Origin of the sequence: Lysinibacillus capsici, from assembly GCF_003367505.1 — a bacterium.
Classification (GTDB): domain Bacteria; phylum Bacillota; class Bacilli; order Bacillales_A; family Planococcaceae; genus Lysinibacillus; species Lysinibacillus capsici.
The window spans coordinates 63,371-80,973 of record NZ_PXXX01000018.1; the positions used below are offsets into that span (position 1 = coordinate 63,371).

Here is a 17,603-nt window from a genome sequence, read left to right on the forward strand (position 1 = left end):
TTGGGACAGAAAAATTAAAGATTGGCGAGCTTGCAGAAAAAACAGGCATTACTAAACGAACAATTGATTACTATACAAATATTGGTTTGCTAGATGCAGAACGTTCTGCAGCAAATTATCGCTACTATGACCAAGCCATGATTAAACGGCTTCAATTTATTGAACAGCGCAAACAACAGGGGCTTTCACTTGTACAAATCCAACATGAGTTAAACATCACACCCTATGAAGAAATCGATGTACAGGTGCTTCGTTTAAAAATGCAAGATTTAGAGCATGATGTTACATCTCTGCTCGCACAAATGAACAAGCAAGATGATAAAAAAATTGAAACGATTAAGAAAAATGTTTCACCCGAAAGTATTGCATTAATGCAATCTTTATTATTACTCATTCATAATTAGGAGGTGACGTTCTGTTTTTACAGAACGACTATTTGGAGACCATAATAAACCTATCGATTTTTACCATTCTATTAGCTTTAACAGGCTTTTTCGTGGCAACAGAATTTGCCATTGTAAAAGTACGTTCCTCAAGACTCGATCAGCTGGTTGCAGAAGGCAATAAAAAAGCAGTTGCTGCTAAACATGTTGTTCAACACTTAGATGAATACTTATCAGCGTGTCAATTAGGGATTACTGTAACCGCTCTTGGTATCGGGATGGTTGGTGAAAAAACTTTTGAATTTATGCTTCACCCGCTATTCGAAATAATCGGCATTTCTGATAAATATATGACGATCTTTACAATTGGAACAGCCTTTGCCATTGCTACATTTTTACATGTAGTGGTCGGCGAATTAGCCCCAAAAACAGCTGCCATTCAAAAAGCTGAATCCATTACACTTCTTTTTGCAAAACCCATTATGTTTTTCTATAAGATCATGTATCCATTTATTTGGTTCTTGAACGGTTCTGCACGCGTGTTAGTTGGCTTATTCGGAATGAAACCTGCTAGCGAACATGAGCTATCTCATACAGAGGAAGAATTGCGATTATTACTGTCTGAAAGCTTTAAGAGTGGTGAAATCAATAAATCTGAGCTCAAATATGTCAATAACGTCTTTGAATTTGATGAACGTATTGCTCGTGAAATCATGGTTCCCCGAACAGAAATTATTGGAATTGAACAAAATGAATCTTTTACAAACATTATTCATTACATCGCTTCTGAAAAATATACGCGTTACCCGATCTATGATGGGGACCGAGATAATATATTAGGTTTCATCAATGCGAAAGAACTATTAACGCAGGGTCTACTTGAACAACTTACAGACGACTCCTTAGTTCTAGAAGATTTCATAAATCCTGTCATTCGCGTAATTGAAACAATGCCCATTCAAGAATTACTTGTACGTATGCAAAAGGAACGAATCCATATGGCTATCCTAATGGATGAATATGGTGGTACATCTGGTCTTGTAACGGTTGAAGATATTTTAGAAGAAATTGTTGGTGAAATTCGAGATGAGTTTGATGATGATGAAATTGCGGATATTCGAAAAATTACAGATCATCACTATTTATTAAATGCAAAAATGCTTGTGGAAGATGTAGAAAATCTATTAAACATTACCCTGGATGCTGAAGAAGTGGAAACATTAGGTGGTTGGTTCTTAACTGTGAATAACGGCATTAAAGCTTCAAAAAATATTGAGCTAGGCTCCTATATTTTTAGCATCTATGAGCAACAAGGTCATCAAATTCATTATATAGAGGTTCGTCCTCTTCGAAAAAGTCCACCTCTTAAAACAGAGGTTCAATCGTAACAGTAGGAAACAGTATTCCTTATTCCATTATTAGCCATTTCACTATATAATGAATAGAGAAAATGATTTTAGTTGCAGGGGGCCATACACATGACATTATTTAAGCTATATCATTCAGATGGTATTCACATTATTACTGATGTAAAAAAACACAAAACAAATATTGAGTTAAAAACAATCACAGGAGAAGTTCTATTTATTATCGTGGTAACAGATGAAAATTACACAGTCTACGATGATCGGTTTGCAGGAGCTTCCAAGCAATTAAATTCAGTTGAAGCTTTCGATATTGATGGGAGTTTTCGTAGTTTAGATTTCGATAATATGCGCTCTCTATTTAAAGAATCTTTTACAAAGCTTTTACAAGAGATTGCTGTGTGTGTCAAAAATAAAGAGGAGCTTGTGGATATTGATACACTCCGCCATAAAGTCAGCGCACAGATTAAAGGCATCCACTTCAGGGTGATCTCGGATACGAAAAAATATGAAATCTAACATCCAACAGACTGTCCATTAGGGGCAGTCTGTTTTAATTTTACGCGACCTCTGCCACTTCCCAAGGTGAAAGAAAAACACGCTTCTTTACTTTCATGTATAATGGAACTTAACAATCTGAAAATAAGGGGTGTTAGGATGAATCGTGAACAATTAATCACACTCGTTTCAGAAAAACTGAAATTAATCCGTACAGAAAAAGCTTTCACACAGGATCAAATGAGTGATTTACTAGGATTATCAAAAAAAACACTTGTCCAAATTGAAAAGGGCCGTATACTAGCTGGCTGGACAACCACTGTTACAGTTTGCACATTGTGTAGAGACAGTACGATTTTACAGCATGAGCTTGGTGGTGATCCATTAGAGGTTGTAGATTTAATCGCAAATAATGGAACATTGCAGCCAAAAGAGAAAACAATGGGTGGATACATATGGTGGAAAAACATTCAGGAGTATGGTGGTTTTCGACTACAGCAAAACGTCATCAGTCAGCATTATCGCATTTTAGACAGCAATAATTTTCGCCTCATTTCAACATTTGATGAACAAATAGCTAAGCAAGCATGGGAAAAACTACAGATATAATTTTTAAGTCAAACAGTAGGAGCATAGCAATTTGCTTCTGCTGTTACGTTTCAAGCATTTCCCTCCTCTCATCACCCATCTTCTCTAGACAAATGAATAAAGCTATAAAAACATCCTTCATATGATAAACATAGTAGTAAGAGAATTGTTTCTTTAAAAATTCTATGAAAAAAGCTAGGAGAAGCTAGAAAAGTCGAAACTTGTAGAATAATTCTCTATACTTAAGGGTAAAGCTGTACTATTAGAAAGGATGCTCGTAAATGAACCGTATACTAGCAATTAGTGACATACATGGAGAATTAGGGCTACTGGAAGAATTATTATTAAAAGCAAACTATGACCCAATGAACGACCAGCTTTTTCTTCTTGGTGATTATATTGATAGAGGGCCCTCTTCTAGTGGTGTGTTAAATTTAGTGAGTGAATTACAGACAAAAGGTGCACGAGTTTTACTAGGCAATCATGAGGCGATCATGCTCAATGCATGCCGTTCAGGTCTTGCTAAGCCATGGAACCATTGGGTAGGGCTTTGTGGTGGTGAGGCAACATTAGCAAGCTATGGCTATCAGTTGGCAGACTTTGAGGAAGCCATCCAAAGTAATACTCTGCCTAGCTTTATTAAAACGCTCCCTAAGCTTGAAGAACATTTACAGTTAATCGAGACATTTGAAATATATATTGAGTTAGAAGATGCTATTTTCGTCCACGGTGGCGTTGTGCCAGGTGCTGCAATAGCCGAAACTGACCCCATGCGCTTACTTTGGATTCGTGAGGAATTCCACGCAGGCTATCAAGGGGAAAAAACAGTAATCTTCGGCCATACCCCTACGTATAACCTGCATCATGATCCAACTGATTATCGTGTTTATTTCGGAGAAAATAATATTATTGGCATTGATGGTGGAGCTGTGTTTGGCGGACAGTTACATGCATTCGAGTGGCCTAGCCGCCAAATCATTTCTGTCGACAATAAAAAACCAACAAGTGACGAGTAAACTTGTTGGTTTTTATTTTCGTAATTGTTTTCGCACAACTTTATTTTTTTCAGGGCAATTTTTGAAAAATTAATATAACTTAAAAATAACTCCTACTAGCGAGTACACAATAACAGTTGTGAATAGTATAGTCATATGGAATAGGGAAAAAACAAACATTTTGGTAGCCCATTTCACTTGATCTGTATTACTATGATAACCGTAAATACTCATCACTAGCCAAGCAACACTTAAGATCAATGCCACAAGCATGATGCCTACACTTAGCGAGCCAAATAAAAAGCTTGATAGAATCAATAGTATTAAATAGAAATTGGTTTGATAATACGTTCGACGCATCCCTTTGATAACTGGTAGCATGGGTACACTGGCTGCTTCATAGTCTATACGTTTGCGAATGGCAATAGCATAAAAGTGAGGCATTTGCCAAATGACCATAACAAAAAATAAACCAAGTATCGCTGGGTGTGTAATATCTGTAGATACAGCAGACCAACCTATTAATGGTGGCACCGCACCACTAATACTACCGATTTCTGTATTATATATCGTACGACGCTTTGTCCACATTGTATAAGGGACTACATATAGGAATACACCTAATAATCCAAATGCCGCTGCTAAAGGTGAAGCAAGTGCCAGCACAGCTACGCCAATAATTAACATTACAACAGCTAATGATAAAGTAGATTTTGCTGACATTTCACCTGTTACAGTTGGTCTGCTTTGTGTACGAGGCATAATTGCATCAATATCACGATCATAGACATTATTAAAGGCCCCCGCAGCTCCAATGACAAGGGCGGAACCGATTGTTGAAAAAATAATTTCTGGTATATTGTCTACAAATGTCATTTTATTTTTGTACATGCCTAGCGTTAAACCAGCCCACATAGGTATTAAATTGGATTTGATAATCCCTGTCTTGACGGTTTGCGCTAAAATAGAAGAACGTGATGACTTCCCTCTTGTTTTTTCGGAGGATAGTGGTTTATGCTCCGTTTTCAGATTTTGTTCCATTCAGCTTAATTCCTTTTCTCCATAATTTCTACACGCTTTCATCGATAGAAAGCGACAAAATTTGCATCTAGCACATCAAATTATTATTTTACCCCTTTTAGTTCTGTTCTGTCTCTCTTTTCACATAAAGTACATGTTTTTCATCTAACAAAGCACGTTCATTCACAACATCTACTATGATACCACCGACTGACGTGAATTTGAACCTTCTTGCCTCGATTCTTCCAAACACTATTGGAGAAAAATAATTTGAGAATAGGTCATATTACGATAGCCAAAAAAACCGAGACAAATTTTTGCCTCGGATTTCCTTTTATTGAATTTCTTCCTGTAGTTGCTGCGCTAAAAATGCTACTAGATCACGTAGATTATCAGGTGTTACACCATGTCCATCTGGGTATTGTTTAAATGTCACCGTGGCACCAAATTGTTCAAAGATCTCCTTGCTTTCCATTCCCCATTGAGAAGGTATTACATAATCATAATCACCGTGCGAAATAAAAGCATGTAAATGTTCTACAGAACGAATAGCATACTCCTCCGTCACAAACTTTGGCGTATAGCCACTTAATGCAACAATACCCGTCACTAAATTCCCCATCACAAAGGCAAGTGATTGTGCTAAAACCGCACCTTGGCTAAAGCCTAAAACAAATACTTTATGAGGATCGATTTGATATTCTTCGATAGCCTCTAATATAAATCGTTGCAATGCAATCAACACTTTATCGAAGATTGCACGATCTGGTTGCCCCACCTCTTGAATGGTAAAAAAAGCATAGCCGGGATGTTGCGTAATTGGCCCTCGTAAGCTAAATATATGACATTGCTCTTGAAAATCCTGCACTAATTGTGGTAAATCATCTTCATGGCTGCCCATGCCATGAAGCAAAAAAATAGCAGGGTACTTCTTCGTAGGGTCCATATTTGTTGGTTGTGTATGGTTAAAAGTAAATGGTGTATTCATTTAATCAAATTCCTTTCGCGTGAAGCTTTGTAACAAAATTAGTGTAATTTTGTTTTATTAATTAATCCATCTGTATGGTAGGCAATATAGCCATTGACAATTCGTATCGTTTCTTGTGGATCTGCATCAAAGAGTATTTTTGATTGCTCTGGCGTGGATACAAGCACGGTTAATAAATCCATACGCATGGAATGCCCAGCAGAGCTATAGGCATAGTCATAAATAATCGCTTCCTCTGTCATGCCTTCTGTCTCATATTGCTTATGGAATAAATTCTTTGCAGCATCCAATTGCTCTGCCACTTGTTGACGAATTCGCATCTGATGCATTAATAATTCCTCTTCAAGAGCTGATGGCTTTAGCCACTCCTTAGCTTGAAGCATATTTAGAAATTCCTGCTCCCAAGCCTGTTCATTCTCAGTAAAATAAAGCATATTAATCATCAACATGTCCCAAAAGTCCATAGATGTTGCGGCTGATTGTCGCTGCATAGTAATTGTTTCTTTAAAATGCTCTTCCACTTTTGTAATATTCATATTGCGAACTAAATGATTACATACGTTTTCTATAAACTTATTTGCCGCTTCTTGTGCCATAAAAAATCAGTCCTTTATATCTACAAATCATTTTCTTTCTTATCATACCATGATTGTGAAATATGGCAACGAACCCCGCTCACTTGATTTTTAAGTAAAAAGGATGACTCCATATACTTTGGAGACATCCAATTATCTTATGAGAAAACATAGCTATCCATATTGTCGATTGTATTTTGAATAGCAGCTTTCAACGATTTTTGCTCTTCACCACAAGAAGCTAGCGCATTCTCCAATGTCAGTGCAGCATTCGCTATAAATGGAGCCATTTGCAAATCTTTTGCCAATTGAATAAGTACGAGGGCTCTATTCCATTTCCAACGAGGATTTGTTGGATCTAGCTGAATCGCTTGCTCCAAATAACCGAGGGCATCAAATGGCATCCAGCCAAAGCGGTGCATCGTCTGCCCTGTGATCCCCCAGTAGACAGCCTTATTTGGGTTTTCCTTTACTGCTTGCTGAAAACAGTGAACACTTTCATTGTAATGATGTGCGAATAAGAACAGCTCTCCTTGTGTAAAAAAGGATTGCGCTTTGTCAGCTGATGTTCCAGTTTTTGCGACTTCCTCCAATTGCTGAATACGCTTCGCAAATGCCTCTTCATCTTTTATTGCTCGTATTTCTACAACTAGATCTGATTCTGGATAGCTTTCATCAGCTCGTTCCACATGCTGTACTTCGATATGAGCAGTTGGCTTTGGATAACGATCATATTCATATTCTTCTAATAATCGAATATATTTTTGTGCCAATACTTTGTCCTCTTCGTTTGTCACCTGCTTCGCTAATTCATAGCATTTCATCAGTTCACCATTATAAAAATAATCATCCATTGACATTCAGAATTCCTCCAGTGTACAACTATTCAGTATTTTTAGTATACACTACAAAAACAAAAGAGACCGTATCTAAATAATTATGATACAGTCTCTTCCTTTTCTATTTATTTAACACAACCGTATTTAAGAACGTTCGTAAATCTTCTTCTTTAAGAGCTCCTACAAAGCGATTTACTTCTTTACCATCTTCGAAACGAATGAATGTTGGTGTTGCTTCAATATTATATTTTTCCCATAGATCATCGTATTCATAGACATTCAATTGAGCAATATCAACACCAAGCTCATCGGCAATTGGCATTAATACTGGTGTAAATGCTTGACAGTGTACACAGATTGGACTGAAGAAGTAAGCATTGACCGGTTCACCCGCTTTAATTTTAGCTTCTAGTTCGTCTGGTAACATAATGTTTTGATAGTTTTCATCATCCAATTGATCAATTGTTTCTTGTTTTAGCTTTTTATCGCCATAAGGGTTATTTGCACTTTCTAATTTACTTTTGTTTGAGACGTTGGTAAGCACAATAATTGCTGCAAATAAAACAACAATCACTGAACCAATAATTAATAATTTTTTCACTAAAGTAGTGACCTCCTTTTTTACACTAAAAGCCCTAGTTTTAGTGCATTCGCGATTGATTATAAATTGTTTTGAAAACCTAGTAAACTAATTCGCCTTTAAATGAAGATATTTCACATTTATAACATAATTTCAAGTATATTTGGGAACATACATAGTGAGAGTTCATGCAAATTTGAATGTGGGGTGATTATGATGAAAAACTCGTTCCAGCATGTTTTTCAAATTTATACAAAAGATATCCGTAATATTGTCACAAACTGGGTCGTAGCTGTCATTATAGGTGGACTAATTTTTCTTCCATCTCTTTATGCCTGGCTAAATATTTATGCCTCCATGGACCCTTACGCTCACACCTCTAATATGAAAATCGCGATTGTCAATGAAGATACGGGAACCACGGTAAGAGATGAAGCAATTAATGTCGGGAATGAAGTAATTGAGACTTTACGTACGAATAAAAGCTTTACTTGGAAGCTCGAAACAGAGAAAAAAGCTAAGGAACAATTAAAAAATGGTGATTACTTTGCAGTCATAATCATTCCAAATGATTTTTCGCAAAAACTAACCTCTATTTTAACCGACCAACCAACGAAGGCCCATATTGATTATTATGTAAATGAAAAAAAGAATCCTATTGCCCCTAAAATTACAAGTAAAGGAGCGAGTGTACTTACACAGCAGGTTTCGAATGAATTTGTATCCACCGTCAATGGGACACTTTTTTCTATTTTTAATACAATTGGAATTGAAATGGAACGTGACATTCCTGATTTCCGCAAATTCGAAAATTATGTTTTTACTATCGAACAGCATTTACCTGATATTAATTCATTTTTAACGCAAGCCTCTACTCAAGGAAAAGAGGCAAATCAATTACTTAATCAGGCACTGACACAAGTTCCACAGGTGGAACAACTAACAACAGATGGTTTAACTACCATTCAAAGGGGTTTACATTTAGTGAATGAAGCAGATGCTTTATTTAATGAACTATCCCCTATCATCAAAAAGGATGTCACAACTGTTCAAAATATTGCCCAACATTTTACAGAGATCATCAATAAGCTCAATCGTATAAATTTTGACCCTGCCTCCATTACGCAAACGAAAGAGGCACTTAAAAATCAATTGTCAACTTCTAAAGACAACATAAACAAGAGTATTCAAACGCTTGAGGCACTGCAAAAATTAATTCAGGCAGATGCTTCGACTCGTAAGCAATTAGAAGACTCTTTAACAACCATTATTGGTTCTTTACAGGAAAGTAATGCAGAAGCGAATCAACCAATCATCGAACAGCTTACAGCCATTCGCGAAGCTTTGAAACATCCTCCAAACTTCATTGATTCTACGTCAAATGCGCTTAACTCATTACAACAATTACAGACTCTACATGACGATTTACTAAATAAAGTGGATCAATTAAAGCCAATTGATAAAGATGTTATCAAGCAAGACATTACAGCTATTCAGCAAATCGCACAAAATGCTACAGCTAATTTACAAAAATTCTTATCCTATTATAACGAAAGTCTAGAGCCACAAATTCGTTCTACCCTTACCAGTGCGAAGCAAACTTTAACTAACGCTTCTACCATGCTGACAAATGTAAAACAATTCATACCTCAGGCAACAGATAAATTGACACAGGCCAAAAACACGCTAGGAACAGCAAATCAAGCTATTCAAAAAATACAAACTGAATTTCCAACTTTAAGTGCTAAAATCAAAGAATTAGCGAATAAGCTACGAACTTTAGAAGAAGAAGCGGATCTAGCAGAGATTGTGCAATTACTAAAAAATGATGTCAACGCCGAACGTGATTTCTTTGAGGAGCCTATTAAATTAAAGGAACATCGCGTATTCCCTATTGCGAACTATGGAACAGCCATGACACCGTTTTACACAGTACTATCTATTTGGGTAGGCTGTTTACTGTTAATTTCATTATTGTCTGTGAATCTCCATGGAGATACATCTTATAGTATTCGAGAAATTTACTTTGGTCGACTCTTAACATTTGCAACTTTCTCGTTTATTCAAACTCTCATTATTACCATTGGAGATATTTTCTTAGTAGACGGCTCCATTCAAGCACCTGCCTACTTTATCTTATTTGGACTTTTTATTAGTCTCGTATTTGTAACGGTTGTCTATACACTCGTATCCGTCTTCGGTAATGTAGGAAAAGCATTAGCGATTGTGATGCTTGTGTTACAAATTGCAGGCTCTGGTGGAACCTATCCAGTCGAGTTATTGCCGAGGTTCTTCCAAATAATCAACCCTTTTTTACCATTTACGTATGCGATTGAAATGATGCGCGAAGCTGTCGGCGGAATTATTTGGTCAACAGTCTGGATGGACCTCATCTTCCTATTAGGTTTCTGGTTCATTTTTATCCTGTTCGGATTCTTCTTAAAAAAATTATTGAGCGAGAAAATGGAACATTTCATGAACAAAACACGTGGATTAGATATATTTCACTGATTTTCAACTAGGCGTCTGTAAATGTTTATGAAAACGATGTTATAATGGAAGTATTGTAAACATGTAGGAGGCGCTATTTTTGAAGAAATCGATTACTATTTTTGTTGTATTGGCGTTACTGTTATTAAGTGCTTGTGGAGATAAAAACAGTGCTGAAACCTCTCCTAAAGCAAATGACGCTTCACATGAAGGTCATGACCATGCAGAGGCATCTGGTGATATCCAAGAAGAAACGGCTTCTGCTGACGTCCTACCAACCTTTTTAGAGGGCAAACAAGAAAATATACGCTTAGTCTATCAAATCGCTGGACAATCAACAGAGATTCTCGAATGGATGCCATGCTATTGCGGCTGTGGGGAATCTGCTGGCCATAAAAGTAATTTAAATTGCTTTATTCAGGAAAAACGTGAGGATGGTTCGATTGTTTGGGATGATCATGGGACGCGTTGTTTAGTGTGCTTAGAGATTGCTGTCCAATCAGCACAACTGCACAAGGAAGGCAAGAGCTTAAAAGAAATTCGTCAGTTCATTGATGACACGTATAAAGAGGGCTATGCAAAACCAACACCAACGGACATGCCTGCATAAAAAAGCAAAGTCGCACATTCGCGACTTTGCTTTTATTGTTTCAGTTGATTTTTCTTTCGTTTACGAAGGATGATATACAGGATAACTGCAATGACAAGGATGAGCCCAACAAATTCTGCAATTAAAACATAGGATATTTCACCTTTTTTAGCTACTTTACCGTCTTCCTTATCAGCATTTTGATTTATGGCTACAACAAATTGCCCTTCTTTTGTTTCAATCGCAGCGTCTGTCTGTGAATTCGTCTCTTTCAAGTGAGCATAAAAGTTATCTTTTACAGAGGCATTTTCTAATGAATGAATCCATAATAAAGGCTCTTTAAGCTGCCAGAAATTTTTCGTTATGAACACATATTGGCCAATTGCCTCAGGTAAAAACCCTTGTGAGATAAGCTGCTCAGATGTGTGAGGGATTTTTGAGGATTGCTTGGCAAGCCATGTTAGCTGTTCCATTTCTCCCATAAAAATGACTGCATGCCCTTGTAAAGCTTCCTCTGTCACATTTTTATCCTTCATCAGCGAGGTTTTTGCCATGTTACCATTCGTCATTAACGATTTATAAAGTGATACCATAGTTGTATCGTCAATTCCTCCATTATCAGGTATAACGATTAACGTATTTTCATGAAAAGCATTAGGAAAATCACGTAAGGTAAACGTTGGTTCAGCATCATCTTTTGTAATCGATAATGTGCTATCACTATCAATGTAAATCCAATAGCGTTCATTGGTTGTTTCGCAAGGATCCTCTAGTTGAAAGCCTGTCACTTCAAACTGAATATCGGTCATTGAAAGTTTGTTGAGCACATTTGTTTGGATCGGTATAATGGCCTCATACATATCTGTTGTAGTCTGTTCTAATTTTCGTAAATCTACTGCATGTGGAACATTATTGATATACGCGATCAATTCTAATTTTCGATCCTCATCCTCTTTACTGTCAGGTATTGTTGCTGATTTTTTAACGATCAAGCGCATAAAAGCTTCCTTGTTTGCCTCTAACTTTGGCAACGACACATAATAATGAGGTGTCATTGTCGCTTGGCTGGATAAAAGTCGATCCTCAAAGCCAAATTGCTTAAATGAAATCGTCGTATCAGATGACTCTTCTATTTTAGGAACATCGTTAATCGCTAATGTATCACCAATTAATTGCTCGAATAAGCTTGCTTCGGTTAAAAAAGATAGTCGCTCCTCAATAGCTTGGCCATTTGAAGAGGTTACAGCTAAAAGAGGTACTTTTCGATTCGAATTTGTATTCAGTAGCTCCTGCATCGTAAGTGTCATAGTATCTTGCTCAACGCTTATGTTTGCTAACATCTTTTTTAATAGGCTTGTACTAAATTCCTTTTTTGCCCCTACAATGATAATAGGACCTCTTATCTTATTAATAGCATCTTCACGCTCAATCTGTACATCTGTGTCACCATGTTCGGATAAAAAGGCAGCGAGCTGATATGCACTGTTTAAAGTGGCCTCAGAGGTCTGCTTTGGTACAATAACCGTCGTAGCATATCCCTCATAGCCTAAAAACGCAGCAGGATAGCTATTTAATGACCAAGCATCACTTTCCTCACTAAATGCTGATATAGACGATAGTATTTCAATACGTAGCCAATTACCTGCGTTGCCAGGAGGCACACAAATTCCTTCCTTAAGAATTCCATAAAAACTAGCTGTGATTTTATGAGAACCCTTTAGTAGTGCTTCTTTTGGAAGGTTAACGGTAACAGTCTGTTTTAATGAATCTGCTTTCAATGGAACTGTTTTAATTGCTACATCATCCACTTTCACTGTGAAGGAGGATGGTGCTATAAGTAGCTCAGAATGCTGGATTTGAAATGTCACTTGCTGGTTATTGGATGGGACATCCTCGTTTAGATTGTAATAAAAATCTCTTGACGAAGAAGGTCCCAGTAATTCGATTGGCTGTGCTAGTAAGGGCTTTTTCTGCTGTTGATTGCCTTCTATTACAATTGTGTTGTCATCTACGGTAATGGTAGCTGCAACTGCATTGTTAGCAAAACTAAAAAAACCAATACAAAATAAGCACAAATAGAAGAATTTGGTTCTCATTATTCTGCTCCTTTATCTGATTGCTTGGAAAAACGCTCTGTTTTATACCATTGAACTTCTTGACCAGTAAACATGCGCTTTATTTCTAATAGTAATGACCAAACGACTAGCACAATCCACATTTGAGAATAGGTAAAATACATAAGTATGACATAAAAGAAATTTTTCCGATTCATTTCTGTTTTTTCAATACTTAAGGTTATCATCACTTCACCTAGAAACAGTAAGAAGGCTAAAACCCATAAAACAAGGGCAATGTCGCCAACGGTCAATCCAATATCATAAAATAAATTAATAATAAATAGGGCATTGGATAAAATGACACCAAAGAAAAATAAAAAATACGTAAAAAAGAAATAAAATAAATCAAACATGATACTTTTTCTTTTTAGTGTGAAGAATTGACTTAAAAATTTCAGCACTACATATTGATTACCTCTTGCCCATCTAGTGCGCTGTTTCCACCATACTTTTAAGGTTTCTGGTTCTTGCTCCCACGTAATGGCTTTTGGGAAAAAACGAATATGGTAGCCTAAATTGTAAACACGGATGGTTAGCTCTGTATCCTCAGCCAATGCTTTTACATCCCAACCGCCTAATTGCTCCAAAACTGTCCGTCGGATTGCAAAATTGGTACCAGGTATAGTTGCCACCTTAAACCATTTCCAACGCCCGCCTTGGGCCATCCACTGGAAACAAATCGTTTCGATATTAATAAAACGAGTTAACCATGTTTCTGCCGCATTAATAACGCGAAATTTCCCCACAGTGGCAGCCGCTTTTGAATCATTCATGAGACCCATCACTAAATACCAAACGGCCATCCGTTCAGGTGTATTATCAGCATCATAAACAACAACGATATCCCCTGTGGAATCAGCTAGTGCCGAATTGAGGGCAGAGGATTTACCCTTCCCTTTGTTTGGCTCTACTGTTTCAATGACACGAATAAATGGGAATTTTTCTGCGTACCGCGCTGCAATAGCACCAGTTTCATCTGAAGAATTATCATTAATGACAATTACCTCTAGTTGATCTTTTGGATAATATAGTCGTGACATGGCTCGTAGTGTTTGTTCAATCACAAGTGCTTCATTGTGCGCTGGTATAAAGACACTGACTGAGGGAACCTTGTCCATTTTTTTAGCCCAGTCATCAATTGGCTTTTCAAAAGTTCGAAAGTGTAAGTAACCACCCTCCATTAAAAACATATGATATAGCAGCATGATCCAAATGAGGAAAAGTGATATAAAAAATAAGGTATTAGCCATTTGTTTTCCTCTCCTCAAATAATCTCTTACGTAAGGTAAAACGTAAACGCAAGGTACTAATAAAAAATAATGTGACAAACAGCGAAACAATCAAGACAAGCGCCCATAAAATTATTTCAAATGGTCGCTCATCAAATAATATTTTTAAACGTTCGATTTTTGTAAATGCTAATTGTATTGTTTGTTCACCATTTTCATGTTGCTTAATCGAAACATTTTTGGATATTACTTGTTGCTTCGTCTGTCTGAGATTAAGTAGTTCAATTTGTGGATGTTCGCTTAAATAAGCGGCAAGCTCCTGCACATAGGAAGCATTAAAATAGGCAGGATATTGAATACCGATGATAGAACTAGGAACTTTTAATAAAAGGTTTATCTTTTGTTTTACTGGATAGAAAGAATATGTTTCTATATCTGCCATAGATCCCGCTGTAATCGGATAAATTGTATGGTTATCTTCGCTTTGTGTCATAAATAATTGCTGACTGTCCTGCTGAATACTACTGGTAAAAAGGGAGCTATCCCCCTGACTGATAGTAGGATAGATTTTACGTAGTACTAAATACTCAAGGTTTTTTTCAGTTGAATTAGAAGAAGAAAGGATAAATACATAACCTTCCTTTTGTAATTTTTGTAGATAACTTAATAGTTTTTTATTTTCGTGCAAATAGTAGGATCTTTTATCGCTTTCATCTACTACAATAGGTGTCACTTCAAGTGCAATCGGTAATTTTTTTGCTGAAAACTCCAGCACGAGCTTTTTTAACTTTTGCATATCTGTCTTCATATTAATATCTGATAAAACAATAAAAGCGGGATGTGTCTGAGGCTTTGCTATTTGCAAAAGCTCCCCCATGATCGCTGGCCACTGATATTGCATTGTATCTTTATTAATAAAATCACCTATAAAAGACCAATTATTTTTTTTGACGATAAAAGGGTATGTCTTATTTAAAGAGGTAGCTCTCTCTACTATGTCAAAATCCCCTGATGGTATTACACTTTTCCATTTTATAGGATTATTTAATACTTCTCCCCCAATAGCTCGAAGTTCCACTATGGGGCCCTTCTTCCATTTTGAAAAAGGAGCAAACTGAAATGCATTTTCACCAATCAAAATGGCTGATCCTGAGAATTGATTTATTGCAGACAAGGCATTTGGAGGAATTCTAGTTGGATAGTTATTCATAACAACAAGGCGTTTATAAGATTGAAGCATCTGTTCGTTTACATCTTCTATGGATAAAACATCTACTGACGTAAAATTTTCAAGCATGTCTTGTAATGCCAATACATCGATAGTAGGCTGGTTGGAACTTGTGACATAAATCAATGCAGTGTCCCTATTTTTTTCGGCTGCTAGTACAGAGTCACATATAGTGAACGTATAAAAACAAAGGAATCCAATGGCGATCCAAAAGCTATAATTAGAGCGCATTTGTTTTCATCTCTCTTTCCAGATCCGATAAAATTTCATCGAACGTCGACTCCGTTAGTGGAAGATACGTATAGAAACTAGTTTTATAATTTAGTGTTACCCATTTTCCGTTTAACAATTGATGGTTTTTTAAGGCTTGGTCTAGTTTATTATAAATAACTTCCATATACTGGTCTGTTGTATCAATTAATAATAACCCAATATGATTTTCGCGAAACCGAAATTTTTTATCTGTTTGTCTAACCGTTTGATGTATCCTTTGAGAAAGTTGTTGCCATAAGTGTTGTACTTCTTTAGCCCCGTAAAGCCTTTGAAATTGATCATAATTCTCAAGTTTTAAAATGATAAAGACAAAAGTATGCTTATGCCTATCTGCTCTACGCATCTCTTCATTTACAGTTATTCGCATACGTGTTTCATTATCAAACCCAGTTTCCACATCAATTGCTACATAGTTTCTAACATCTTCTTGTAATTTTTTTATGTAGCTTGCCTGTTCAGTCATTAATTCATGCACTTTTCCTGCACAAAGTATGAGGAGTAATAGTACGATGCCATAAAGGAAAAAAAACTGCATGGAAAATGAAGGGTTTAGAAATGTCATTGTTCCCGTTATTCCCGTATAGAGCAATGTTGAACCTGTAATAAAAATAAAGATGAGACTGCTAATAAGCCCAAATACCATGCCTCTCCAAAGAGTAAGCACTATTAAAAGCATTAAAAACAAGTAAAGTAAATAACCTTCTGCATCCTGACGCAATAAAAAATAGGCAGGTATTTGTAATAGTAAGATTAAAATTGACCCATATATCAAAATTGCTCTATTTCTATTCATTGTTAATCGCATTTTCTACCTCCCTTTCTGCTAATAGTGGTAGTAAATTATCAAAACTATGCGTTGATTGTGTATTTTTTTCAACATAACCTGTAGTAGGATCTTTTAGCGATAACATTTTCTCAATGAACATCTGTGCTTTTTGCTGCTCTTCTAAAACGAGCATATATCGAGCTGCCATTGCATACACAGCAGGAGACTCATAGCTCACGGTTGGTTGATTTGTTTGTGCATTATAACGCCCATATAATTTCCCGTCTCTTTTCAACAGATTTAACAGCCAACGTTTAAAAGGTTCAGTATCTCCATCAATAGAAGCCATATGATAGGCTACATATAATTGATCAATCATGTGCAGTTCTTCATCAAATCTATAACTTTTAGAGGGAATATCATAATACTTTGGATAGAATCCTTCTTCAGCGAGAGGGGCATTTTGTAAAATAGCTAACTGATCTTGGACTTGCTGTTGAGACAATAATCCATGTTTTTCCATTGTATAAAAAGCGGAAGGCATTAGATAACTCATTGTCAATGTGTTGGCTTGTGCATGGCTTGAAACATCCACATAATCCACAAATAACCCTTCGTTCATTCCATGTAGGATCAAATTTTCGCCAATTTTTTTTCCTAATTGGACATACGTTGATTCATGCCACTTTTCACCTGCTTCTAGTAAAACACGGATGATTCGCAAATCATCAATTAGTGCATTAACTGTGGCTTTTTTTGTGCCTTCTAGTCGCCAGACAATAAAGTCGCTTTTTAAAAAGTAGGATTTCAGAACATTGACCTGGGCATCGAAACGAGCACGATCGCCTTTTTCTAATAAGTAAGCTAGCCATAGTCCTACTGATTCCGCTAAAAATAAATCTTTCTGGCTTGTTAAATCCGTGCTTATTAACCCTTCATCATTCAGTAAATTTTGAATAACAAATTGTTCTGTTGGTGAAAGGGGTTCTTTTTGTAGAGCTACTTCTTTACCTGTACAACTTATTGAAATAAGAACGACACTAACTATTAACAGTAACCATCTCACATTTTTTTTCATAGT

17 protein-coding genes are annotated in these 17,603 nt (G+C 36.5%); 7 read left to right on the forward strand and 10 right to left on the reverse strand.

What is annotated here, in order from left to right:
• The first annotated feature begins 62 nt into the window (after positions 1 to 62).
• The 5 genes from C7B89_RS15905 (at position 63) to C7B89_RS15925 (ending at position 3,849) form a co-directional block, all read left to right on the forward strand.
• Complete coding sequence (locus C7B89_RS15905) at positions 63 to 404, forward strand: MerR family transcriptional regulator (RefSeq protein WP_233732834.1); 342 nt, start codon at positions 63 to 65, stop codon at positions 402 to 404.
• 32 nt (positions 405 to 436) lie between these two features.
• Entirely contained in the window at positions 437 to 1,771 is a 1,335-nt protein-coding gene (locus C7B89_RS15910) for a hemolysin family protein (RefSeq protein ID WP_103118437.1), read from the forward strand.
• A gap of 90 nt (positions 1,772 to 1,861) precedes the next feature.
• The gene (locus tag C7B89_RS15915; protein ID WP_004227282.1) at positions 1,862 to 2,266 is read left to right on the forward strand and encodes a hypothetical protein; all 405 of its coding nucleotides are present in this window, start codon (positions 1,862 to 1,864) and stop codon (positions 2,264 to 2,266) included.
• Between the two features lie 138 nt (positions 2,267 to 2,404).
• Positions 2,405 to 2,854 carry a helix-turn-helix transcriptional regulator gene (locus tag C7B89_RS15920; protein ID WP_009370152.1) on the forward strand — a complete coding sequence of 150 codons (450 nt, stop codon included), beginning with the start codon at positions 2,405 to 2,407 and terminating at the stop codon, positions 2,852 to 2,854.
• A 260-nt stretch (positions 2,855 to 3,114) separates the two neighbouring features.
• Positions 3,115 to 3,849 carry a metallophosphoesterase gene (locus C7B89_RS15925; protein ID WP_066036430.1) on the forward strand — a complete coding sequence of 245 codons (735 nt, stop codon included), beginning with the start codon at positions 3,115 to 3,117 and terminating at the stop codon, positions 3,847 to 3,849.
• 69 nt (positions 3,850 to 3,918) lie between these two features.
• On the opposite strand, the gene cyoE is transcribed toward C7B89_RS15925, so the two are convergent.
• The 5 genes from cyoE to C7B89_RS15950 all read right to left on the reverse strand — a co-directional run bounded on the left by cyoE (position 3,919) and on the right by C7B89_RS15950 (position 7,851).
• Positions 3,919 to 4,869, reverse strand: a complete 951-nt coding sequence (gene cyoE / locus C7B89_RS15930) for a heme o synthase (protein ID WP_115674090.1) — start codon at positions 4,867 to 4,869, stop codon at positions 3,919 to 3,921.
• A gap of 313 nt (positions 4,870 to 5,182) precedes the next feature.
• On the reverse strand, positions 5,183 to 5,836 hold the full coding sequence (locus C7B89_RS15935) for an alpha/beta hydrolase (protein ID WP_066036432.1): 654 nt from the start codon (positions 5,834 to 5,836) through the stop codon (positions 5,183 to 5,185).
• A 38-nt stretch (positions 5,837 to 5,874) separates the two neighbouring features.
• A complete protein-coding gene (locus tag C7B89_RS15940; RefSeq protein ID WP_066036433.1) occupies positions 5,875 to 6,432 on the reverse strand; it encodes a hypothetical protein in 558 nt (185 codons plus the stop codon).
• Between the two features lie 137 nt (positions 6,433 to 6,569).
• Positions 6,570 to 7,271 carry a tetratricopeptide repeat protein gene (locus C7B89_RS15945; protein ID WP_048392231.1) on the reverse strand — a complete coding sequence of 234 codons (702 nt, stop codon included), beginning with the start codon at positions 7,269 to 7,271 and terminating at the stop codon, positions 6,570 to 6,572.
• Positions 7,272 to 7,371: 100 nt separating this feature from the next.
• Positions 7,372 to 7,851 carry a thioredoxin family protein gene (locus C7B89_RS15950; protein WP_048392230.1) on the reverse strand — a complete coding sequence of 160 codons (480 nt, stop codon included), beginning with the start codon at positions 7,849 to 7,851 and terminating at the stop codon, positions 7,372 to 7,374.
• Between the two features lie 195 nt (positions 7,852 to 8,046).
• On the opposite strand from C7B89_RS15950, the gene C7B89_RS15955 reads away from it, so the two are divergent.
• Complete coding sequence (locus C7B89_RS15955; protein ID WP_115674091.1) at positions 8,047 to 10,341, forward strand: YhgE/Pip domain-containing protein; 2,295 nt, start codon at positions 8,047 to 8,049, stop codon at positions 10,339 to 10,341.
• 79 nt (positions 10,342 to 10,420) lie between these two features.
• Positions 10,421 to 10,930, forward strand: a complete 510-nt coding sequence (locus C7B89_RS15960) for a PCYCGC motif-containing (lipo)protein (RefSeq protein ID WP_048392228.1) — start codon at positions 10,421 to 10,423, stop codon at positions 10,928 to 10,930.
• Positions 10,931 to 10,962: 32 nt separating this feature from the next.
• Here C7B89_RS15960 and C7B89_RS15965 read toward each other — a convergent pair whose 3' ends face one another.
• From C7B89_RS15965 to C7B89_RS15985, 5 genes are read right to left on the reverse strand one after another with little or no spacing between them, the layout of a single operon-like run.
• Complete coding sequence (locus C7B89_RS15965; protein ID WP_115674092.1) at positions 10,963 to 13,005, reverse strand: cellulose biosynthesis cyclic di-GMP-binding regulatory protein BcsB; 2,043 nt, start codon at positions 13,003 to 13,005, stop codon at positions 10,963 to 10,965.
• Entirely contained in the window at positions 13,005 to 14,276 is a 1,272-nt protein-coding gene (locus C7B89_RS15970) for a glycosyltransferase family 2 protein (protein ID WP_048392227.1), read from the reverse strand. Before C7B89_RS15970 ends, C7B89_RS15965 begins: the two co-directional genes overlap by 1 nt.
• Positions 14,269 to 15,714 carry a DUF2334 domain-containing protein gene (locus C7B89_RS15975; protein ID WP_115674093.1) on the reverse strand — a complete coding sequence of 482 codons (1,446 nt, stop codon included), beginning with the start codon at positions 15,712 to 15,714 and terminating at the stop codon, positions 14,269 to 14,271. Before C7B89_RS15975 ends, C7B89_RS15970 begins: the two co-directional genes overlap by 8 nt.
• Complete coding sequence (locus C7B89_RS15980; RefSeq protein WP_054548536.1) at positions 15,704 to 16,561, reverse strand: diguanylate cyclase domain-containing protein; 858 nt, start codon at positions 16,559 to 16,561, stop codon at positions 15,704 to 15,706. The genes C7B89_RS15975 and C7B89_RS15980 overlap by 11 nt, the downstream gene beginning before the upstream one ends.
• Positions 16,542 to 17,600, reverse strand: a complete 1,059-nt coding sequence (locus C7B89_RS15985) for a hypothetical protein (protein ID WP_244205694.1) — start codon at positions 17,598 to 17,600, stop codon at positions 16,542 to 16,544. Before C7B89_RS15985 ends, C7B89_RS15980 begins: the two co-directional genes overlap by 20 nt.
• Positions 17,601 to 17,603: the final 3 nt, after the last annotated feature.